This is a genomic window from Ensifer sp. 2TAB8 (genome assembly GCF_052115125.1).
Taxonomy (GTDB): domain Bacteria; phylum Pseudomonadota; class Alphaproteobacteria; order Rhizobiales; family Rhizobiaceae; genus Ensifer.
On the sequence record NZ_JBFRGB010000013.1, the window covers coordinates 89,314 to 109,334 of the forward strand.

Consider the following 20,021-nt stretch of genomic DNA (forward strand, 5'->3'; position numbering starts at 1 on the left):
ATTTGGCGGCAACGAAGATGCCACCCGCCTTGTGCCTATTGGTCACGGAAGGCGCGCATCATCTGGTCTGACAGGGGTTTCATCAGATAGGACATCATCGTTCGGTCTCCGATCGTGATGAACGCCTCGGCGGGCATGCCGGGAAGGAGCGCCAGGGAACCCGTGTGTTCCGTCCCATCGAGCTTCGGGGTGATCCGCGCGACGTAGTAGCTCTCATTCGTGCGTTGATCGTGCGTCACGTCGGCCGCGACCATCGACACGACCCCTTGGAACTCCGGTGTGATGCGCTGGTTGAAGGCGGTGAACCGCAGCATGGCGCTTTGGCCGACCATGACCTGGTCTATGTCCTGCGGCGCGACCTTTGCCTCGATCGCCAGGGCATCGTGATCCGGAATGATCATCATGATCGGCTCGCCGGCACCTATGACGCCGCCGATGGTGTGAACCGTCGATTGGTGGATGGACCCGCTTGCGGGCGCCCGGATATCGATACGCAACAATTGATCCGCAGCCGTCACCTGGCGTTCCTCGAATTCGGCGATCTTGGCGTCGACGTCGCGCAGTTCGCTGCCGGTCGAGCTTGAAAACTCCTTGTCCAACTGCAGGATCTGGAGCTGCACTTCTGCGATCGCGCCTCGCGCCTGTGCGGTACTGGCGATCAGCTGCGCTCGCTCACCCTCGATCCGTGTCGCGTCGCGTTCATAGGCCGTCAGCTTGGACAACGGCGTGAGCTTTCGTTCGACAAGATCGCGAATGCCCTCGAGTTCTTCGCCGATCAGTTCGATTTCCTTGCTCTTGGCCTTTCCCTGGGCCAGATAGCCCTCGATCTGCTTCTGGAGTTGCTCGATGCGTTCGCGTAACCGCGCCTTGTTGCCGGATCGCTCGAGGCGGCGTATTTCGAATAGGCGCCGCTCGCTCGTGACCAGTGCGGCAACCTCCGCCTCATTCATCCGCGTCGCCAGTGTCGGGGCGATCGTGAACCGGTCGTCGCCGTCACGCTCAGCCTCAAGGCGCGACTTTCGCGCATAGAGTTCGTCTAGGCTTTTGGTCACGAAGGCCAGGTTGGCGCGCGGCACGACATCGCTGAGCTGTACGAGAAGATCGCCGGCTTCGACATGCGCACCGTCGCGCACCAAGATCCTGCTGACAATGCCTCCGGTCGGGTGCTGAACCTTCTTGCCATTGGACGCGACGACCACGACGCCGTGAGCGATGATCGCGCCGGAGATCTCCATGGTCGCGGCAACGCCGCCGACCACGCCGAAAAGCAGGGCGATGACCGTCACTCCGCCTAAAAGGTTGCGGCGAATGGAGCGTCGGTGGGGGTGTGTTGCGTTCATCGGACTATCGACGATTGTCTTGACTGTTTTCAATTCGGCAGTTTGGGCAGGGCGGCGACGCGTTTCAGCACATCGCTGTTGGCCGGTTGCAACGGGGAGAGTTTCGAAAGCACCCGTTCGCGCGGACCCAACGTCTGCATCTGTCCTTCCTTCATTTCCAGCACGAGATCGACGGAGGCAAGGATGTTCGGGCGATGTGTGACGATGACGACAATGCCGCCGCGCGCCTTGATCCGCTTTATGGCTTCGCTAAGGGCACTTTCGCCATCGGCGTCGAGGTTGGAGTTCGGCTCGTCGAGCACGATCAGAAATGGATCGCGATAGAGGGCGCGCGCCAACGCTATCCGCTGACGTTGCCCTGCCGAAAGCGCGGTGCCGCCCTCGCCAATCTGGGTCTCGTAACCATTGGGCAGACTGACGATCAGGTCGTGAACACCCGCCGCGCGGGCGGCGGCGACAACGGCCCCGGCGTMTGCTGCCGGCTCAAAGCGCGCGATGTTGGTCTGAACCGTTCCTGCGAAAAGCTCCACGTCTTGCGGCAGATAGCCGATGTGGCGTCCGAGATGGTCCTGCGGCCATTGATCGAGTGCCGCCCCGTCGAGTTTGATGCGGCCAATCGTCGGCCGCCAGGCGCCGACCAGCGCACGCACGAAGGTTGACTTGCCCGAGCCGCTGGCGCCGATCACGCCAAGCCCGACACCGGCATTCAGTTCGAACTCTATGCCCTGGACGATCAACCGTTGCGTTCCCGGCGCGCTGACGGCGACCCGATCCACGGTGAGGCTGGAACGCGGTGCTGGCAGCGCCATCGGGCCCGTTTCGTCAGGCAACCGTGAAAGCAACTGGTTCAGTCGGCGCCAGCTCTGGCGGGCGGAGATGAAATTGCGCCAATGGGCGATCGCGAGATCCACCGGTGCGAGTGCTCGTCCCGCGAGGATCGAACCAGCGATGATGACACCGGCCGTAGCCTCGCCATGGATCACCAGCCAGGCCCCGATGCCAAGCATTGCCGATTGCAGCATCAGCCGCAACGCCCTGGAAAGGCTGCCGAGACCGCCAACGACATCGCTGACCCGCTGCTGCTGGGCGATGTGTTCGCGGCTCGTTTCCTGCCATTGCTCATGAAGCCGTCGACGCATGCCCATGGCCGCCAGGACCTCCGCATTGCGGCGGCTGGCTTCTGCCAGGTTGTTGCGCCGGAYRCCCGAAGAGGTTGCCTGGCTCGCCGGCCTGCGCGTCAGCATCTCGGTCGTGATCGTCAGCGCCACCAATACGATCGCGCCGCCAATCGCGGTCAGCCCGAGGATCGGATGGAAGCCCCAGATGATCGCGATGTAGAAGGGGAGCCACGGGAGTTCGAAAAGCGCGTTGGGGCCGGGGCTCGCGAGGAAGGTGCGGATGCTGTCGAGATCGCGCTGTGGCTGCAATCCCTCTCCCTGCTGTCCGACGAGGAGAGGTAGACGCGCGATCGCGGAGAAGACCCGACCCGAGACGGCTTCGTCCAGCTCAGCGCCGATCCGGGTCATGATGCGGCCGCGCAGAAGATCGATCACCGCCTGCCCAAGGAAAAGGACGGCTGCGAGGATCGACAACCCGATGAGCGTCGGTACGCTCCTGCTCGGCAGAACGCGGTCGTACACCTGCAGCATGAAGATCGCGCCGTTCAGCATGAGGATGTTGCTGACGCCGCTGAAGATCGCAACACCTGTCAGTGCGCCGCGGCAGGAACGCAAGGCGCTCGAAAGCTCAGTGCCCGGCGAGAGCCTTGGACTGGCCGAAAGGGCGGTTGCCGACGTGTTGGCGGCAGTGGCTGTGCGTCCGCGCAGCCGCGGAACGATGACCAGCAGAAAGCCCAGGACCGCGATTGCCAGCCAAAGTGGCTGGCCATCCAAATCAGCGCCTGTCAGCTTCGTCAGCTCATCCCGGACGGTTGTGGCGCTCGTGCTGATGCTCTCGACCCAGGTCGGCCATGGGGCGACGGTGAACTCGAACCTTCCTGTCTTCCATGCGCTGTTGGCAGGCAGAAACTCGAACGCAAATCGGCCAAGTGCGAGCACGAAGAGGAGGGCGCCGATGACCTGCCATGGGGTGACCGCGCGGCGGGGACGGCGGGATCGGGGCCTCGGCCCACGCAGGAGCAGCCGCTGTTTCTTCGGCGCGGCCTTGCGGCGCGGTGCGGCGCGCATATGACCTCCCACCAGCACGAAAACCGCGCCGGAAAGGAAGGTCAGAATGCCGGTAATACCGTGGCCGCTGAAAACCATACCTAGTGCGTCCTGTCCGGCAAAATAGCCGGAGAGAAACGCCCGGCCATCCGAAACTTGTAAGACTGTTGCACGACTGTCATTGTTTTCGCCGATGGTTGCTGCGATATTTACACGTGACTCCAACTGTAGCGTCTGACGAAGAGCTCAGCATGAGGGGTATCAGGTGTTTGAGTTCGCGACCCTTCTGACGATTGGTTTTCTCGGGGGATGCTTCGGGCGAGTCGCCTGGATCTTCCTGTCATCCATCGTCGTATTGTTGATCACACCCATTTATCTGGTCCTGCAGCGGGGCATCGACGGTGTTTTCGCCGTGGTCTTTCTGACCCTGCTTGCCATCATGACGGTTCAGTTGGGCTCCGTGACCGGCTTGCTCGTGCTGCGGTCGCGACGCAAGCGCGGGTCTTCCCGCGACACGGTCGACGGCATCTCACCGCGTCAAAAGGCTTTCTTTTCCATGTCCGCCGCCGGGTCCGGGCGGGATTCCCCCGACGAATAGAAACCCTTGCTGGCCACGACCGAAACTTCGATGACGTCGCCTGCGTTGACGTCGGTGTCTTCGTCCGCGGCGACTTCCTGGCCGGTCTTCTGTCCACGCCGGAAGATCAGGATTTTTACGGAACCCTGCAGTTCTTCGATCGTCCGATGCTCGCCATATTCAAAGACGAAAAGCAGTTTGTCCGACAGGTATCTTAGCTGGCTTGCAAGCTTCGCCAGCTGGACCTGTGTTTCCTGCGTATCCGAAATCAGCTGGGATGCGTGATCCTGGTGCTTCTTGCGCAGTTCGCTCTCCATGTTGAGCAGATCCTGCTGTAGTCGTGTCTGCTGCATTTCGAACTGGGCGAGATCGAGCCGATAGTTGTTCTGGGCGCGTTCTAGCGCCATGACGTTCGTATTGGTGATCAGACCTTTCTGGCGCAGGACCCGGACGCCCTCCAACTCTTCGAGCTGGCTTTTTACCGTTTGCTGCCGTTCGTCCTTGGCGCCGGCCAGCGTCTCAGCTTCCTTCTTCAAGCGCGCAAGCGAGGCTTCAAGGTACGATATGTCGTCCCGGAACGCGGTCAGCCGAGCCGTCAGCTGCGCCTTTTCGGTTGCGATGATCTCGTCAATCAGGCCCTGCCCAAGCTCGACCGGAGGATCGGTCGGGACAACAAAGCTGTCGACCAGTTTGCTCTCTGCATTGAGCCGGGCAAGGCGTACCTTCAGGCGGTACTCTTCGATCATCAGGTTTGCCCGTTCGCTACGCAGGTCCGCGATCTGCAGCGCCGGCACGGTTTCACCGGTGGTCGTCGGACGGAAGCCGCCGGCGAGCGCCAAGGCGTGCCGGATGGTTATGCCCGGCTGGAACGGGTAGGAGCCAGGATGGGCGACGGCGCCGGAAATGAAGAACGGACGGTACTGCCCGATCTCAACCTTGACATAGGGATCGAGGATCAATTTCCGTTGCTGGTAGGCGTTGCGGATGTTCTGGGAGAGGGCGGCGGTCGTCAGGCCCCGGGCGCGAACGTCGCCAAGAAGCGGAAGCGCTATCGAACCGCGATCGTCGACCACCACCTCCAGAGGGTAGGCCGCCTCGCCGAAGACCAGCACGCGCACGACATCGCCGGTGTCGAGCGCATACCCTTCGGCACGGGCGAGATTGGCGCCGAGCAGGGTAACCACCATCGCGAGAATTCGCAGCAGGAGGCGACCGCACTCAATCTTGCGGACAGGGCCGTGAACGCCCCCGAAGCCTCTATACCGGCGTCCGAACTGAGGTGAGGCATAGCTTGGATCGATATATGGTTTCATCGCCTTCTCCTTCGTCAGCGCTTGGGACGTGACGATACTCACGACACTTCAGAATGCGTTGCTGTGCACCAGGACGCGCAGGGTCCTGAAGAGGATCTTCACATCCAGCCAGAGTGACCAGGTATGGATATATTCAAGGTCGGCAGCGACGCGGCCTTCGATGTCGCATCTCTTTTCGGTCGGACCCCGATAGCCGCGTATCTGGGCAAGGCCCGTCAGGCCCGGCTTCATCGAGTGACGATGCCAGTAGTCCGGCACCACTTCCCAATAGAGCGCCCCCTCCGCCGACGCACCGAGTGCGTGTGGCCGTGGACCGACGAGGCTCATTTGCCCCATGAACACGTTCCAAAGCTGGGGAAGTTCATCAAGGCTGGTATGGCGCAGAAAATGCCCGAGCCGGGTTATACGGGGGTCGTTCCGCTCGGTGAGATGGTTACCGGCGGCGTCCGTCAGGTCGACACGCATGGTTCGGAACTTGATACAGTTGAAGTACCTGTTGTTGGTGCCGATCCGTTTCTGCACAAAGAATGCAGGGCCGGGGGAATCCGCGCGGACGAGCGCCATGAGAACGGCGACCAGAGGCAAGATCACCGGCGCAGCTATCAGCACGAGCATCAGGTCGAAGCCGCGTTTGAGCGCGCGCTTGTGCAAGGTAAGTGGACCCGTGGAGACAACGAGCGTCGGCGTGGAGTCGAGATAACGGAGCGCCAACGGTTTCAGCCCAGCAAGGCTCGGCTCGAGCAATTCGGTCTCGAAGCCGAGTTCCCCAAGCAGCTTTGCCCATTTCTGCTGTTCCTTGGCGGCCTTGAACGACAGGACGATCCGGTCGGCGTCCGCGACGGCCAGCGACAGGTCATTGAGGAAATTCGGATCCATCTCCATCGGGCGCCAGTCGCATGCCCTCACGTTGATGGTCGTCGCGACCTTGCGTTGGCGATTTGAACGAACGCTGTCATCGCCCAGCAGAATGACCTTCATCTCCGTCTGGTCCTCGCGGCGACGCAATCCAGCCGCTACGCCCCAATGCAGAACGGTAAGGCCAGCCGCGGTCAACCCGAGGAAGAACGCCGTTTGTCGCGAAGAGAAATTGCCGATGACATTGAAGGCGAGTGCGGCGAGGAGCGAGAAGGTCGCAGCCGTCGCCAAGGAGGCAAGGCAGCTTCTGACGGACGCCGAACTCGAACGAAGCGTGGGCAGATGGTAAGCCCCCAGGCTCCAGGCCGTGACCAGGTAAGTGGGCAGGACGACATAGGCGAGCTTCGGACCGTGCGCGTGGCCAGTCAGGTCCAGGCTGATCAGGTTTGTTGCGACGGCTGCAACAAGGATCATGCATAGGTCACCGAGCATCGCCATCGAACAGAACAGGCAGCGCAGCACGTATCGGCTCTTGATCTGTTCCATCGGGAACGGAATCGCCTTGTGCCAGGGACGTGAGGAGTCGACCGGTATTTGAGCCACGATATATCTCCCAGGGGAAGCGAAACGGGACGAACCTATTGCCTTTGAAAGAAAACAGCGGGCATCTGCCTTGGCAGGGAGGACAGGGCCCTGATCGGAGCGTGCGGGACTGCGGGCGTCATCATCGCTACTGCAATTGCGACTGATAGGCCCGGGCGCCTGCAAGGCCGTGCTGGGGTAGTGCCGCCAGAACGGATTGATAGACCGTCTCGACGCTGTCGCACATTGCATCGAGCCCCCAGGAAGTGAGGTCGGTGCGTTTAGCACCTTCGGCAAGTCGAGCGCGAAGCGCCTGGTTTTCGAGAAGATCGGCTATGGCGGTCGCCGCGGCGTTTACGTCGTCGGCGGGTGTCACGATGCCGTTGACCCCATGCCTGACGACTTCTTCCAGTCCGGGCAGTTCCGAAACGACACAAGGCCTGCCGCCCGCCAGGTATTGCATGACCACGCGCGGCAGCCCCTCTCGCATCGACGTCAATACGCAGACATCCGCAAGGCTGATCAACCGTTCCGGCTCGGAATGATATCCGATCAGGTGAATGCTTCCGGCAACCGGCGAGCGGGCGATGGTCGCTTCGATATCGCTGCGTGCCGGCCCTTCGCCAGCGAGGATCAACTGCGCGTCAGGAACACGCTCGATCACTTCGGGAAATGCCTCGATGAGTTCGATATGGCGCTTCCTGGGCTCAAGTGCCGCCAGCATCAACACGACCGGCGGCTTGGGCGCGCCGGGGGCAATGCCGAGAAGCCGCGGCGCCTCATTCGGCCAATTGGCCTCGGAGAAGCGCGTCAGGTCGAAACCCGAATGGACGACATAGTGCTGCGCGGGGCTGCCGATATGGTGGGAAACGCAGATATCGCGCATCGATTGGCTGACGTCGATGAAGGCGCGCGTGAACCGGGCGGTCAGACGTTCGGCCGCAAGGAATGTCAGCTTCTGGGCGTTGCCGACATGCACGAAAGGCAGGATGTGCACGCCATGGATGATGCCCTGAACATTCGCCTGCTTGGCAGCTAGCCGGCCGATGATCCCAGCCTTGCTCTGATGGGTATGAACGATGTCGGGGTGCCATTCGGCAAAAAGTCGGCTGAGTTGCCTCAACGCCCCGAAATCGTTGTAAGGGGATATCGGATGGACAAGCATGTCGAGCCCGACGACCCGCATCGTCTTTGACACGGAGGATTGCAGGTCTGCGTCGTATTCGTTGCCGTGAACCAACAGGACCTCATGGCCGTGCTTCACCTGCGCGTTGCAGCAGGCCAACGTATTCTCCTCCGAACCTGCGCGATGCAGGCGAGTCAACACATGAACGATCTTCATTTGTGTGTGTCTCCGCGAGTCTGATGACTGCTGGCCGTCCCCTCAGGCCGAAGCCGGGGCCGGGAGAAGGGGGCGTGTCGGTGCGCGTCCCTTAAGCCGAAGGCGGTCTAAGGCACGAGGCGGGAGGCCGCTGAGCAACGTGGTGCGCTCTGGTCTGCGGGTGCGAGAGCAGGAAGCGTCGCCTCTTAGAGAGACAGCCAGACTTCCTTGAAAAGAACCCTGTTGATGGTCTCGGTATTGGCGCTCGCGTCGATGGCCCTGATATCCTTGTCGAGTGCACGAAGTTCGGCCATCAGCGACATGCGAGCCTCAAAGCCTTCCTTGCTGATCTCTCCCGGTTTTCTGCTTTGCGAGACGGAGAAATCCGATACGAGGTGAAGGGTGAGGTCAGGCTTGCATTCGTCCATCTTGTGGTAGAGCTTCTCTTCAAAGCGGGCGAGGGCTGCCAGGCCGGGAACGGCGGGCAGATTGGACGGGATCATTGGTCCGTCCAGATACCCCTTGCGAAGTGTCTGCGGCCACCGATCACACACGACGATCAGGCCTCGTGTCGCCCATCGATGCGCGCGCTTGACGACCCCGTATCTCTCGATTGCAATCATAACCGCCCAGAACGCAAGTCCGGCTGTGAGCACCTTGCCCATCGTCCCGCCGCGCGGCTCTTTGTGATCACGCTGGATCATCGCCTTGAATTGGTGCCTGCGGGGGGCAAGCAGGTTCTGTAGTCCCTTGCGCAGCTTCCAGCCATCACCCTCTCCGGTGCCGACGTAGAGCTGCGCACAACCGAGCTTCCACCCAAAGATCCGCGTCAATAGATCGGTCTGGGTACTCTTGCCGAGGCCATCTGGTGCGACGAGCGCGACAACGAGCCCGCCTGTTGCGGCGCGTCTTTTTGCCGGAACCCCACCTGGCCACAACCGCCCCAAGATCCGCAATGAAAGATAGGAAGCCTTGCGGGCTACGTGGACTGCCGCATCCGCCAGACCGGTACGGCGCGAGAACCCGCACCGATGACGGATCGAGCGCCGCAGCCGCGCCAGATCCGCGCGACACACTTCTATGCCGTTTTCGCTTCGGCGGATTCTGCAGTCTAAGCTGCCGTTGCGGCCATTATCGTATTTGATGACCCGCTCACCGGATTGAAAGGGTAGCTGTGCAAGATGATCCTCCCAGTCGCCAGGCAAGACCAGCCAGCGTGTCCAGGGCCACCCCCAAAGGCGAAACGCAAAACGACCAATTGACAACCGGATTTCGTCCTCAAGAGACGCGACCGGGACGGTTACTCCGTCGATCGAAAGACGATCCCATTGCGTGATCGCCGCATAGTCGAACGCGAGGTAGCGCTTGCGGAATTCCCAGCCGACGCGGATGCCGACATGAAGATCGATGTGCAGGTAGGCACTGCGCGAAAAATCGGGAACGAACCAGTCTTCTCGGCCGTCGCACACGTTGTCGTAACAGGAGAGGCTCACGCTGCGAAGGCCGTGAAACCGCGCCATGATCGTGCAAAAGGTCGAGTAGTCCTGTTTGTCGAGCAGCATGTCGATATCGTCGCGCCCGGCCAGCGCCTGCGGCAGGCTTCCCGGGTCCTGCACGATGCCGTAGCGGATGTCGGCCTCGTCAAGAGCCGCGAACAGCTCGGCCGCGGTCGCTAGCGGTGGAACTGGCGACGACGGGAGGCATCTCGTCGCGTCGCTCCGCAACGGCGCTGCCGGTTCAAGACCACTCGCCTGCGCAGTCGACGACGCCTTCGTCACGACGGTTTCTTGCCAAGCAGACATGGGTTGCGATTTCATGGGAGCCGCCCGTTCAGTTCACGGTTGATGTTTTGCTCCGCGAGCCCTTCCAAGGGGCAGCGACGTGACTGGCCCATCCTCATTGCTCATGACAAAGGGAGCTCGTCAAAGTCGAGTGCCGGGAGCGGCATCCGTGATATCCGATGATGTGCTGTTGCCAATCGCTCGAGGTAGCGCAAGGCTTGGAGAATTCTTTGCAAGCTGCCGCAGCGAGGGTGAGTCGATTTGGCTCATCATCAGCGCAAGAAATCAAGAATTAAAGCAACAAACTCAACAAAAGCACAAACTAATACAGCATTAATTTAACACTAAGCACTTGTCTCTGTCTATATAAATTGGGACGGCGCGGTTCATAATATCCATCAAGACTCGAACTGCGCCAGAACGCCCGACGTAGTCTAGAACGCCAAGGTGATCGGCGAATGGGCCGCTTTCTACTTTAATTGTTTTTCCTGGCTGAAACATATCCTTGGGATGCAGGAAGCCCGCTTCGTCGGTCGCCATGATCAAGGCTTCGACGATCCCGTATGGCACAGGAATAGGCCGGCGATCACTCATCACGAGCTTTCGCACACCGACCGTCGAGTTGATCGGTGTCCATCTCTGCCGTTGAATGTCCAGCGAGACGAAGAGGTAGCCATCGAAATAGGCCGCGCAAACAGTCTTTACGCTGCGTGCATGCCGTACGGTCCGGCACCTTTTGGGCAGGTAGGTTCGCAAGTTTTGTGACGACAGGTGCTTTTCAGCCAGGGTCTCGCAATGCTGATGTGTCTGCACAACGTACCAACGCTCCGGCTGAGCATCGCGCACATCGTCTCTTGGTCCCGACAATGAATCATCGCGTGAGTTGTCCCGCAACATCTCTCCACCCCAATCTTTAATATTTTTTCAAATTGTTCTAATTTTAGTCAGTATAAATCTGTGTACATCGTATTTGTTCTATTATTGTTGTAATTTATCTTTGTATTAACCATGTTTTTCGTGGCGAATTGGTCTCTCTCCTCGAAAGGAGCGAGAGGGTCTTAATTTCAATTCAGGTAACGACCGTCGTATCCGCTGCCGTCGAGAGACGCGTAACGGCCGTATTTGGGTAGCTTCGGTCCATCGACCATCGTCAGCGCAATGCCGGCTATCTTGGTTCTGTCGCCCAGGTATCGAATGCCCTCGGCCACTGCCTCGCGCGACGTGTCACGCCACTTCACGACGAAGACGACCTTGTCGGAATGGCCGGCAAGAATGGAGGCGTCTGCCACCGGGCCGACCGGCGGCGCATCGATAATCACGGTGTCATAGGTGGCCCGGAACTCGTTAAGGAGCGACCGCATGCGCGCCGATGCGAGAAGGGCGGGAGGGTTCAGTGTTTTTGCGCCGGCTGGCAGAACGTGAATGCCTGAGCGCTCATCCAGGTGGATTGCCTTGGCCGGATCGATCGGGAGCGTCAGAAGATCGACCAGACCGACATTCTCCGTCATGCCAAAGAAGGCGGTGGTGGCCGAAACCCTGAGATCGGCATCGATTACTAGGGCGCGTTCGCCGTCCGCGGCAGCAGAGTAAGCAAGGCTGAGCGCCAGTGTCGTCTTGCCTTCGCCCGGCATGGCCGAGGTAACAAGTGTGATCGATTGCGTATGATCCGTGTCGGGTATGTCGCCCAGACCCAGGCGCAGTCTTCTGACGGCCTCGCTATAGCGCGACAAAGGTCGGTGCTCCAGATATGCCACCGGCTGCACGCGCGACTTCGTCCTCGACCATTCCGTCATCCGCGGCAGGGAGGCGAGCACTGGAACGGCCAATGCTTCTTCCACCTGTCGCCTGGCCATGAAGCCGGATGCAAACAGTTCGCGGACAAGCGCTCCCGCTCCGCCCAGGGCCGCACCGAACACCAGACCCACGGCCGCAAATAGCGGTCTGTTCGGGAAGCTCGGCGCAAGCGGGACGCCGGCGCGGGTAATGACGCGCACACCGCTGCTGAGCAATGTCGATTTTTCTTCGGCGATCTTGGCGCGGGAAAGGAATGTCTGGAACAGTTCCTTGTTCGCGGCAGCGATCCGTTCCAGATCGCGCAACTGCACGCCGACCTGATCTTCGACCGCCGACTGGCCAGATACCGACGCCAGCGCCCGAGACAGCGCAGCTTCGCGAGCTTCAGCGGCTTCGACCTCGTTTCTGAGGTTGCCGACGAGACGTTGAATCTCGGCGGCGATCTGCTGTTCTATGTCGCGGTGCTCGGCCTGGACGGTCATCACCTCAGGATGCTGTTCGCCGTAACGCAACCGCAGATCCGCTTCCTTGCGCGTGATGACACCGGCCTGGGTACGCAGCGCGTTGACGACGTCGGACTGCAGCACATCGGGAAGGGTCTGCGCATCGCCGCCCGAGCCAAGGACTTTCTCGGCCTGCTCGTACTTCGAGCGTTTCGTTGCCAGTTCAGCACGGGCGTTGATGAGGGCAATGTTCAACTCGGACAGCTGCTGTCCTGTCAGGCTTCCGGACTGGGTCGCCAGAAGATTATGCTCTGCGCGAAACTTCTGAACGGCGTTTTCCGAGCGGCTCAGTTCCTCGCGCAGAATTCCGGCGCGTTCGCTCAACCAGGTGGACGCCTTCTTGGCGCCCTCGTAGCGAGACTCGATGCGGTCCTGCACGTATACTTGCGCAAGCGCATTGGCGAGGCGGGCCGCCTGTTCAGGATCATGCGAAGTCACGTTAAGCTCGATGACATCCGCCAGGCCGACGCGCGAGACTTCGAGCGCGCCCTCGAGCCATGTCAGGGCCCCGGCCTCAAGGGCGGGATCTACCGCCAACCCTTCGCTTTCGACCACCTTCTGCAACAGCGAGGCGGACGTCAGCACGGCGATTTCGCTCTCGATGAATGTGGAGTTGTCTCGCAGCTCAGGCCCGGCGTCCTGAGACAGGATATAGTCTTTGGGAGTGTCGAGCAGTATCCTGGAAATGGCCGTATATGACGGTGTGACGACGAGCGAGATCGCGACGAAAATTCCGAGCGTCGCGACGGCGGTGCAAGATATGAACTYCCAACGCCGGCGGAGAAAATCGATGATTTCCCTCACGTCGAGCAGCGCCGGTTCCGGTGTTGCGATCACCCGGTCGGTCGAGCCCTGCATCTTCAAATCCCTTCAAATATCCACAATGATAAGTTCCGCCGGTGCTGCACCAGCGGAGGGGCCTGCAGTAAACGAACGCTTGAGGAGCTAATGGTCTGTCGCACTTACACGCAGCAATCCAGGCATTCGCACGCCGGTTCGCCGTACGTCCAAGTCATCCCGCTCCGCCGTTGACCGATCAAACTGCCGGCCAGCGCAAAACATATCAGGTTCGCTGATGTCCGTGCCATCAGCACTAGTGCGTAGTCATTTGAAGCGAGGGATGAGGCGGCGAATACCTTTGGCCGATTGCATCGCCAAAAGGCGAATGGCGCGTACCGCTAATGAGGTAGGGCCGACGACGAAATACACGAATGAGACTGCTGACGACCAGCGCCTCAAAATGGTAATCGTCGAGCCAGCCCAGACTGCAGCGGCCGAAGGTGCCGCCGTCTTGGCAACTTAGCCATTTTCGATGACACTTTGATGAATGCCTTTCACTCAGCATGCCGGTGAGTTCGATACCGAGTTCCCGGCTGATCGACGTGCAACTTGAACTGTTTCTGCGAACCGTGGGCCGCTATGGATACTCTCATCGAATTCGCTTCGCAGCGCATTGYGGACACGTCCGGGATCGTGATGGTCCTGCTTGCGGCTCTTCCGGCCGTTCTTTTCCTCAGAGGGGGGCGCAATCTGCGATACAGCGCTATCGCGGTGCTTGTCGGCGCTGTCACGCTGCTCCTGTTTGGCATTGAAGGCGTTACCGGAGCGGTCGTCATCGTGATCGCCGATATTCTCGTGGTCTCGGCAGCGACCCTCACCATGTATAAGAGGATTGTACAGGTCGAAGCGAAACTCGATGCGGCGAAGTCGGCTATCCGTGAACTGGAGATCACGGAGGGCCGACGCCAGGTCTTCAGTGCCAAGACGTCGGTAGAGCGTGTTACCTCGAGCGCCGGCCGGTAGTGCTGCCATCAGCCGATCGACATGACCGCGCCGAGAGGGAAGCCCCGATGTTCAGCGGATCATTGCTGAGTGTCTTGACCGGGGCCCTGATCGGGCGCCAGTTCGCGCGGTTCCATAATACGCGTTTTCCCGGTTGGCGGAGCGGGTTCGACCAGTTCGTGGTCACCGGTCCGGGGCGGAATGAGAACGCCGCCACATTTTTCCAGTTTTTATTTTTCCAGTTTTTGCGCTCACGTGTCGGACTGCTCGCCTTGCGGGTCGGCCGGGCCGGTTTGGCAATCAGCAGGTGGTGTCCCATTGACCGGCTGGGAAAACGTCGGTCCAGCTGCCGGAAGGGTGGTCAGGGCGGCGAATGTGGCGGCACCTACCACGGTGGCCGACGATCGCTTTCGGCCAAAGATGCGCGCGTATCTGATCGGTGCAACGGATTTCATACGGGCCAAATCGGCGACGTCGCCTTTCGTTCCAAAGCGACGCTACTGCGGCCAGAGACCCGGAAAGCTTGGCTTCTTCGCCCGGAGGGGGTATCCTGCCATCGGTTTCGCTACTATCGGCGGCGAGCATGCCCGACAAAGCAATTTGATGGATGACTAGGGTAGAAGCGATGGCTTCGGGCAAGAAGACAGACGGTGAGAACGATCACTTGCTGATGGGCGATCCGGCTCCCCACTCTTTCAACGCGGACACGGGGCGGGTCGATGATATCCCGGATCGGCTGTTGATACTCGCCAACAGGCTGCAGAGGGCTCTCGATTCCCGGCGAGCCGCAGCATCGGCCACCGAGCGCGCGCAGCGCCAAGAGAACTAAGGTGGGCAGAAAGATCGAGGACGGAACATGATGCCGGACCTGCAGCATTTGCGGGTGCTGGTGGCGGAGGATGAGTTCTATGTCGCAAATGACATCGCCCTGTGGCTCGAAAGAGCCGGAGCGACCATCATAGGCCCCACCCCAACGGTGCAAGAAGCCTTGAAAAGCCTGTCGACGGCGGACGACATTCAGGTCGCTGTCCTCGACATCAACCTGAACGGAGAGCTGGTTTTTCCCGTAGCGGACGAGCTTGCACGCCGATCGGTCCCCTTGATCTTCTTCAGCGGCTATGACGATTTGAGCGTTCCGGAGCGGTTCAGGTCGGTGGCGCGCCTTAGCAAATGCGCCGGTTCGTCTGACCTGGTGAGTGCGGTTTTCGAGCAATATCTCCTGAACATGTCGACCCTTGCCCCGCTCCGCGGGGGCTTGCCCGATCAACTCGTGACAGATCTCATTCCCGGCCTGCGCCTCAGGGCCAGGGTGCTGATGTCGAGCATCAAGGCCGCAGACTCCCTCGTAGAGCGCACGCTCGAACGCGCGATCGTCCTGGCGGCCACAAGAGAGCGAGCACAGCCGCTCGATGCGTGGCTGCATGAGTTGATGACGACCATCTACAGCGAAAGCCCATTCGGGCCGAACTGATAGCGACCATTCCCCGGTTACCCAAATGACGGGCCGCGTTGGGTGTGAATGGGTGGTTCTCGGACTTCGTCCGGGTTCGGCGTCCGCTTTTCATCCGGCAGATCTTCGGGTTCTGGTTCCTCGATCGGGGGCGGTATCCGGTTCGGCTGTGGAACGGGCGGCTGTTGCTCGCCGGGTCTATGTGGGCTCGGGCTCATTCCTTTTTCCTCGTTTCCCATGAAGAACCAACGGTTTCCCGCATGGTTCCGAGAAGTTTTGGGGATCGTTGCGCCCGGTACGTCCAAGGTGTCGGCAGGTCACCGGTGCAACGGGCTGCCGAGGTGGGACCGGAACAAATCCATCGCCTCAGAGTTTGCAGAACGCAACACTTGAGGAGGGTCATGTCTCATGGATGACAGGGAGGAACTCATTCGCCGGCGCGCCTACGCGATATGGGAAAGCGAGGGGCGGCCCGAAGGGCAGGACCAGCGTCACTGGGAACAGGCACGCCGTGAATTGGCCGAGCGTGAGCATCCCCATCCGACGGGCCAAGCTAATGACGAAACCGGAACCCTCGTTGCGCCGTCGACCGCTCCGCACGGAAGGGCCGGTCGCGGCGCTGATGACGCCTGAGCAAGAGAAGCCTGGACAAGAGAGGAGATTTCACATGCGAATTGCTGACATCATGACAAGGGACGTTCACGTTGCTAGCCCTGACGATATGGTTTCGACGGTGGCGCGTGAAATGGCCGCAAACGACATCGGCTTTCTGCCGGTGCGCCAAAGCGATCGTCTGGTTGGCATGATCACCGACCGCGATATTGTCGTGCGCTGCGTCGCAGACGGTCGCGATGGCAAGACGCGCGTCGGCGATATCATGACTGCCGATGTGAAATACTGCTTTGACGACGAAGACGTGTCCGAAGTCGCCCGCAACATGGGTGATGTGCAGGTGCGCCGCTTGCCGGTCGTTGATCGCAACAAGCGCCTTGTCGGCATCGTATCGCTGGCGGATGCGGCGCGCCGCGATCCTGCGCTTGCCGGCATTGGCCTCAAGGGCGTGACTGCTCCGGGCGGTGCCCACAACCAAAGGCCCTGACGATGCCTAACACCCGCGACAGGCGCTCGCTGTGGCGCTCCCCAGTGCTGCTGTCCCCGCCCGAAGAACGTGCCTGGGCGCGAGAAGTCGCCGTGCACGCCCATGCCGGCCAGCGCGACAAGGCAGGTGAACCCTACGTCCGGCATTGCCAGCGCGTTGCCGATGCCGTTGAGGGTGACAAGGCCAAGACCGTCGCTTTCCTTCACGATGTCCTCGAAAAAGCGCCGGGATGGACAGCTGAAAGGCTGTTGGATTCCGGCTTTTCGCCCGAGGTCGTGGCCGCCGTCGAGTGTCTGACGCGACGACCAGGTGAAACGAAGGACGCATTGACGATCCGCGCCGCTGCCAGTGAGCTTACCCTTAAGGTGAAGCGGGCGGATCTTGGCGACAACCTTGCCCAACTTGAACGCTTGGGCAAAAGCGGCGCCGAGTACCGGCGCAGGCTACACCTGCTTGATGAGGCCGTCAGTGACGCGGACGATGAAGACGCGGCTGCGGGCGTTGGGTCCGGCGAGGACGATCTGAGCGAGGCGCGACTTGACCGCGTTGATGCGGCTCGCCGCGTGGTCCGGGGCCAGAACACCGATCGTGTCGCGAAGCGATCTTTCGTCGTTCTCTTCGGCTTGGCGATTGTCGGCGCCGTTTACCTTATTTTCCTGCAGTGATCCGACCGTGCCGGTTCATTCAACCGGCACACCGTTCATGCGGTAGGCGAGCTCGTCGCGAGCCCGGCTTAGCCTGCTCTTGATGGTTCCAACGGTGCAGTCGCAGATATCGGCCGCCTCTTTGTAGCTCAAGCCATAGCCGGCGACGAGGACAAGAACCTCCCTATGGACGGGGGCCAGCGTTTCCAGCGCCGTACGCAATTCGCAGTTCAACACACACCACTCCTGCGGCGGTGCCATTGGTATCGGCAATTCGGCGCAGTTGATGACGCCTGGCGCTTCACGCCGGCGCAATTTGTACTGGGTACGGAAGGCATTGTGCATGATGGTGAAGAGCCACGACTTCAGATTTGTGCCGGGCGCGAACCCATCGATACCGCGCAGCGCGCGGAAAAGTGTTTCCTGTAGAAGATCATCCGCCTCGAAGTTGGAGGTGACAAACGTGCGTGCAAACGCTCGCAATGCCGGAATGAGATCAACGACCTGAGTTTCCAGCGGCTGCGTTTGCTCTTCCTTCATAAGGGTGGAAGGCATGGGGAAAACTGCCTTTCGGGATAGCCTGGTTGCTCTTTTAACAATGCGCGGTTGGCCTTTATGTTCCGCCCTTCATACTGGCAGCCCCCGACGGCTATTGGCGCCGGGCCCCTCGTTTTGGGCATGTCGTTGGAAGAAGCCAAATCGAAGAAGGAGCTGAGAGAAGCTGCCGGATCGAGGAACTGGAGCCAGAATTCATGGCACACCCGGCAAGCCACTCGCGCCTCTGGCGGTTGGTTCCCGGCGCCAAAGCGGGAGTAGTTCTCGCGGCGGTCTGCTAGAGCAAGAACAATCCGGCCGTTGCAGCCAGCATCACCAGGGCGGTCGCTCCGCCGAGCGTCAACATCCACCAGGGCGCCTTGAGCTGGCCCATGATGCGGCGGTTGGCGGCCATTATCGTCATGATGGCGATGAGGGGACCTGCGAGCATGCCGTTTATGACCGCGCTCCAATAGAGCAATAGGAATGGGTCTACCCCGACGAGGAAGACGATAACGCTGCCAAGCGTTGCCAGTGCGATCGTGCCATAAAAGGCCTTGGCTGTTCGCGGCGCGCGATCCAATCCTTCGGGCCATTGAAACAGCTCGGCCACTGCGTAGGCGGCCGAGCCCGCAAGCACGGGAACTGCCAACATGCCCGTGCCAATGATGCCGGCGGCGAAAAGCGCGAAAGCAACATTTCCGGCGACCGGCCGTAGAGCCTCGGCGGCCTGTGCCGAGGTTTCAATGTGGGTCGTTCCGTTTGCGTGGAGCGTTGCGGCAGTCGCGATCATGATCGACAGGGCGACGACACCGGATAGCGCCATGCCTACGATGGTGTCGATCTCGATGCGAACGAGCTCCGGCCCAGCCGCCTGCGGGGACGTGCCCAGTCTCGGGTGATGTCGCCGCTCGGGTTCTTCGACCTCTTGGCCTGCCTGCCAGAAGAGAAGATAGGGGCTGATCGTCGTTCCGAGCACCGCGACGAGCGCCGTTGCCTGTTCGCCGCCAAAGGTGAATGAGGGAACGAAAATGCCCCGCGCCGCTTCCATCCACGGAACATCGACGGCGAAGGCGACCGCGACATAGGCAAAGAGTGAAAGCGTCAGCCATTTCAGGAATGTCGCATAGCGGCGGTAACGCACGAAAATCTCGAGCAACACGCAGACAATGCCACAGACCACCGCATAGACCAGCTGCGGGCCACCGGCGAGGAGTTGCAGGGCGGCACCCATGGCGGCAAGATCGGCGCCAATGTTGATGACGTTTGCAATCAACAACATCAACGTCGCCACGCGCGCCAATGATGCTGGGTAATGCCGCCTCAGGTTCCGCGCGAGACCCTGGCCCGTTACGGCACCAATCCGGGCACTCAGCCCCTGCACGCCGACCAGGAACGGATAGCAGAACAGAATGGTCCAGCCGAGCGCGAAGCCGAATTGCGCGCCAACCTGGCTGTAGGTGGCGATCCCGCTTGGCTCGTCATCGGCTGCCCCCGATATCAGGCCAGCGCCAAACTTGCGTGAGAAACTGCTGCGGTCCTGTTCGGGCTGGGCCGTTGATGAGCGCCACTCGCGCTCAACACTACCGTCATTCTCCTCCGATAAGTTCGTTTGCTGGACCGGATCCACCATGATCGGCCTTCCGTTGCTGATGCCAGTTCAGCGTCGAACGGCCCTGTCGGGGGATTGTTCCCTGCCGTTCGGCCTGCTTCCGCCACTCGCCCCGCCGAAGAGCGGCCGCTCCGCGCAATTTTGGACTGCGCGGAGGCGTGCGACGAACTGAGCGGAATGTTCTCAGCTATACCGTGGCCTTGAGCTTGCCGCTGATGTAGCGGAACTCCTGGGTCTTGCCGCCATAGCCGTAGGCAGCGGCAGGAACCTCGTGAACGAGGATATAGCTCTCCGAATGCAGCCTGCCGAGAAGTTGCTCGAAGTGACCGTATACCGCTTCCAGATAGGCGGCCATTTCCGGCTTGGTGTTTGTCCCGTCTACGACCTTGATGTCCAGCCAGAAGCTGTTGAGGTCCTGTTCGGCCAGTGATTTGCCGCCGGCGAACCAATGGGCGGGATCGATGTAGGACACGACGATTGCGGTAATCGTCGGGTCCTTGCGCAGGTGCGTGGCCGTCAGTTCGCTGACCGCCGCGGCGATCCGGGAGGAGAGAGCTGCGTCGGCCTTGCCGCTGACGGTGACGTTGATGATCGGCATTGAAGGCTCCTTTTGAGGATTGTGATGCGCTGTTGAGCTCAATCTGCCATCGCTATCAGTGAAGAAAAATC

18 protein-coding genes are annotated in these 20,021 nt (G+C 60.7%); 7 read left to right on the forward strand and 11 right to left on the reverse strand.

Going from position 1 to position 20,021, the window contains the following annotated elements:
- Window positions 1-35: 35 nt before the first annotated feature.
- A complete protein-coding gene (locus AB4Z53_RS21335) occupies window positions 36-1,340 on the reverse strand; it encodes an HlyD family type I secretion periplasmic adaptor subunit (RefSeq protein WP_441597624.1) in 1,305 nt (434 codons plus the stop codon).
- A gap of 29 nt (window positions 1,341-1,369) precedes the next feature.
- On the reverse strand, window positions 1,370-3,073 hold the full coding sequence (locus AB4Z53_RS21340; protein WP_441597689.1) for a type I secretion system permease/ATPase: 1,704 nt from the start codon (window positions 3,071-3,073) through the stop codon (window positions 1,370-1,372).
- A 697-nt stretch (window positions 3,074-3,770) separates the two neighbouring features.
- Between AB4Z53_RS21340 and AB4Z53_RS21345 the strand changes: the two genes are divergently transcribed.
- The gene (locus AB4Z53_RS21345; RefSeq protein ID WP_441597625.1) at window positions 3,771-4,103 is read left to right on the forward strand and encodes a hypothetical protein; all 333 of its coding nucleotides are present in this window, start codon (window positions 3,771-3,773) and stop codon (window positions 4,101-4,103) included.
- On the opposite strand, the gene AB4Z53_RS21350 is transcribed toward AB4Z53_RS21345, so the two are convergent.
- The 6 genes from AB4Z53_RS21350 to AB4Z53_RS21375 all read right to left on the reverse strand — a co-directional run bounded on the left by AB4Z53_RS21350 (window position 4,043) and on the right by AB4Z53_RS21375 (window position 13,089).
- Window positions 4,043-5,395, reverse strand: a complete 1,353-nt coding sequence (locus AB4Z53_RS21350; protein ID WP_441597626.1) for a polysaccharide biosynthesis/export family protein — start codon at window positions 5,393-5,395, stop codon at window positions 4,043-4,045. The two genes, AB4Z53_RS21345 and AB4Z53_RS21350, sit on opposite strands and share 61 nt — an antisense overlap.
- 48 nt (window positions 5,396-5,443) lie before the next feature.
- Entirely contained in the window at window positions 5,444-6,853 is a 1,410-nt protein-coding gene (locus AB4Z53_RS21355) for an exopolysaccharide biosynthesis polyprenyl glycosylphosphotransferase (protein WP_441597627.1), read from the reverse strand.
- 127 nt (window positions 6,854-6,980) lie between these two features.
- The gene (locus AB4Z53_RS21360) at window positions 6,981-8,174 is read right to left on the reverse strand and encodes a glycosyltransferase family 4 protein (protein ID WP_441597628.1); all 1,194 of its coding nucleotides are present in this window, start codon (window positions 8,172-8,174) and stop codon (window positions 6,981-6,983) included.
- A gap of 185 nt (window positions 8,175-8,359) precedes the next feature.
- The gene (locus AB4Z53_RS21365) at window positions 8,360-9,970 is read right to left on the reverse strand and encodes a hypothetical protein (protein ID WP_441597629.1); all 1,611 of its coding nucleotides are present in this window, start codon (window positions 9,968-9,970) and stop codon (window positions 8,360-8,362) included.
- A gap of 297 nt (window positions 9,971-10,267) precedes the next feature.
- Window positions 10,268-10,831 carry a transcription termination/antitermination NusG family protein gene (nusG, locus tag AB4Z53_RS21370; protein WP_113539608.1) on the reverse strand — a complete coding sequence of 188 codons (564 nt, stop codon included), beginning with the start codon at window positions 10,829-10,831 and terminating at the stop codon, window positions 10,268-10,270.
- Between the two features lie 167 nt (window positions 10,832-10,998).
- A complete protein-coding gene (locus AB4Z53_RS21375; protein WP_441597630.1) occupies window positions 10,999-13,089 on the reverse strand; it encodes a GumC family protein in 2,091 nt (696 codons plus the stop codon).
- A gap of 561 nt (window positions 13,090-13,650) precedes the next feature.
- On the opposite strand from AB4Z53_RS21375, the gene AB4Z53_RS21380 reads away from it, so the two are divergent.
- The 6 genes from AB4Z53_RS21380 (at window position 13,651) to AB4Z53_RS21405 (ending at window position 17,227) form a co-directional block, all read left to right on the forward strand.
- Window positions 13,651-14,034, forward strand: a complete 384-nt coding sequence (locus tag AB4Z53_RS21380) for a hypothetical protein (RefSeq protein WP_441597631.1) — start codon at window positions 13,651-13,653, stop codon at window positions 14,032-14,034.
- A 604-nt stretch (window positions 14,035-14,638) separates the two neighbouring features.
- A complete protein-coding gene (locus tag AB4Z53_RS21385; RefSeq protein WP_441597632.1) occupies window positions 14,639-14,842 on the forward strand; it encodes a hypothetical protein in 204 nt (67 codons plus the stop codon).
- A 27-nt stretch (window positions 14,843-14,869) separates the two neighbouring features.
- Window positions 14,870-15,484, forward strand: a complete 615-nt coding sequence (locus AB4Z53_RS21390) for a response regulator (RefSeq protein ID WP_441597633.1) — start codon at window positions 14,870-14,872, stop codon at window positions 15,482-15,484.
- Between the two features lie 387 nt (window positions 15,485-15,871).
- Entirely contained in the window at window positions 15,872-16,096 is a 225-nt protein-coding gene (locus AB4Z53_RS21395) for a DUF2934 domain-containing protein (protein WP_441597634.1), read from the forward strand.
- A gap of 34 nt (window positions 16,097-16,130) precedes the next feature.
- On the forward strand, window positions 16,131-16,562 hold the full coding sequence (locus tag AB4Z53_RS21400; RefSeq protein WP_441597635.1) for a CBS domain-containing protein: 432 nt from the start codon (window positions 16,131-16,133) through the stop codon (window positions 16,560-16,562).
- A 44-nt stretch (window positions 16,563-16,606) separates the two neighbouring features.
- The gene (locus AB4Z53_RS21405) at window positions 16,607-17,227 is read left to right on the forward strand and encodes an HD domain-containing protein (protein WP_441597636.1); all 621 of its coding nucleotides are present in this window, start codon (window positions 16,607-16,609) and stop codon (window positions 17,225-17,227) included.
- 15 nt (window positions 17,228-17,242) lie between these two features.
- On the opposite strand, the gene AB4Z53_RS21410 is transcribed toward AB4Z53_RS21405, so the two are convergent.
- From AB4Z53_RS21410 to AB4Z53_RS21420, 3 genes are all read right to left on the reverse strand, one after another.
- Complete coding sequence (locus AB4Z53_RS21410) at window positions 17,243-17,761, reverse strand: sigma-70 family RNA polymerase sigma factor (RefSeq protein ID WP_441597637.1); 519 nt, start codon at window positions 17,759-17,761, stop codon at window positions 17,243-17,245.
- Between the two features lie 277 nt (window positions 17,762-18,038).
- Window positions 18,039-19,373, reverse strand: coding sequence for an NRAMP family divalent metal transporter (locus tag AB4Z53_RS21415; protein ID WP_441597638.1), 1,335 nt, complete (start codon window positions 19,371-19,373; stop codon window positions 18,039-18,041).
- Window positions 19,374-19,539: 166 nt separating this feature from the next.
- Window positions 19,540-19,950, reverse strand: coding sequence for a tautomerase family protein (locus AB4Z53_RS21420; protein WP_441597639.1), 411 nt, complete (start codon window positions 19,948-19,950; stop codon window positions 19,540-19,542).
- Between the last annotated feature and the right edge of the window lie 71 nt (window positions 19,951-20,021).

Excerpts from the sequence above, each read along its gene's own strand:
- AB4Z53_RS21390 (WP_441597633.1), top strand. The coding sequence starts at position 14,870 with ATGATGCCGGACCTGCAGCATTTGCGGGTGCTGGTGGCGGAGGATGAG.
- AB4Z53_RS21335 (WP_441597624.1), bottom strand. The coding sequence starts at position 1,340 with ATGAACGCAACACACCCCCACCGACGCTCCATTCGCCGCAACCTTTTA.
- AB4Z53_RS21395 (WP_441597634.1), top strand. The coding sequence starts at position 15,872 with ATGGATGACAGGGAGGAACTCATTCGCCGGCGCGCCTACGCGATATGG.
- AB4Z53_RS21410 (WP_441597637.1), bottom strand. The coding sequence starts at position 17,761 with ATGCCTTCCACCCTTATGAAGGAAGAGCAAACGCAGCCGCTGGAAACT.
- nusG (WP_113539608.1), bottom strand. The coding sequence starts at position 10,831 with ATGTTGCGGGACAACTCACGCGATGATTCATTGTCGGGACCAAGAGAC.
- AB4Z53_RS21365 (WP_441597629.1), bottom strand. The coding sequence starts at position 9,970 with ATGAAATCGCAACCCATGTCTGCTTGGCAAGAAACCGTCGTGACGAAG.
- AB4Z53_RS21385 (WP_441597632.1), top strand. The coding sequence starts at position 14,639 with ATGGCTTCGGGCAAGAAGACAGACGGTGAGAACGATCACTTGCTGATG.
- AB4Z53_RS21400 (WP_441597635.1), top strand. The coding sequence starts at position 16,131 with ATGCGAATTGCTGACATCATGACAAGGGACGTTCACGTTGCTAGCCCT.
- AB4Z53_RS21420 (WP_441597639.1), bottom strand. The coding sequence starts at position 19,950 with ATGCCGATCATCAACGTCACCGTCAGCGGCAAGGCCGACGCAGCTCTC.
- AB4Z53_RS21360 (WP_441597628.1), bottom strand. The coding sequence starts at position 8,174 with ATGAAGATCGTTCATGTGTTGACTCGCCTGCATCGCGCAGGTTCGGAG.
- AB4Z53_RS21415 (WP_441597638.1), bottom strand. The coding sequence starts at position 19,373 with ATGGTGGATCCGGTCCAGCAAACGAACTTATCGGAGGAGAATGACGGT.
- AB4Z53_RS21350 (WP_441597626.1), bottom strand. The coding sequence starts at position 5,395 with ATGAAACCATATATCGATCCAAGCTATGCCTCACCTCAGTTCGGACGC.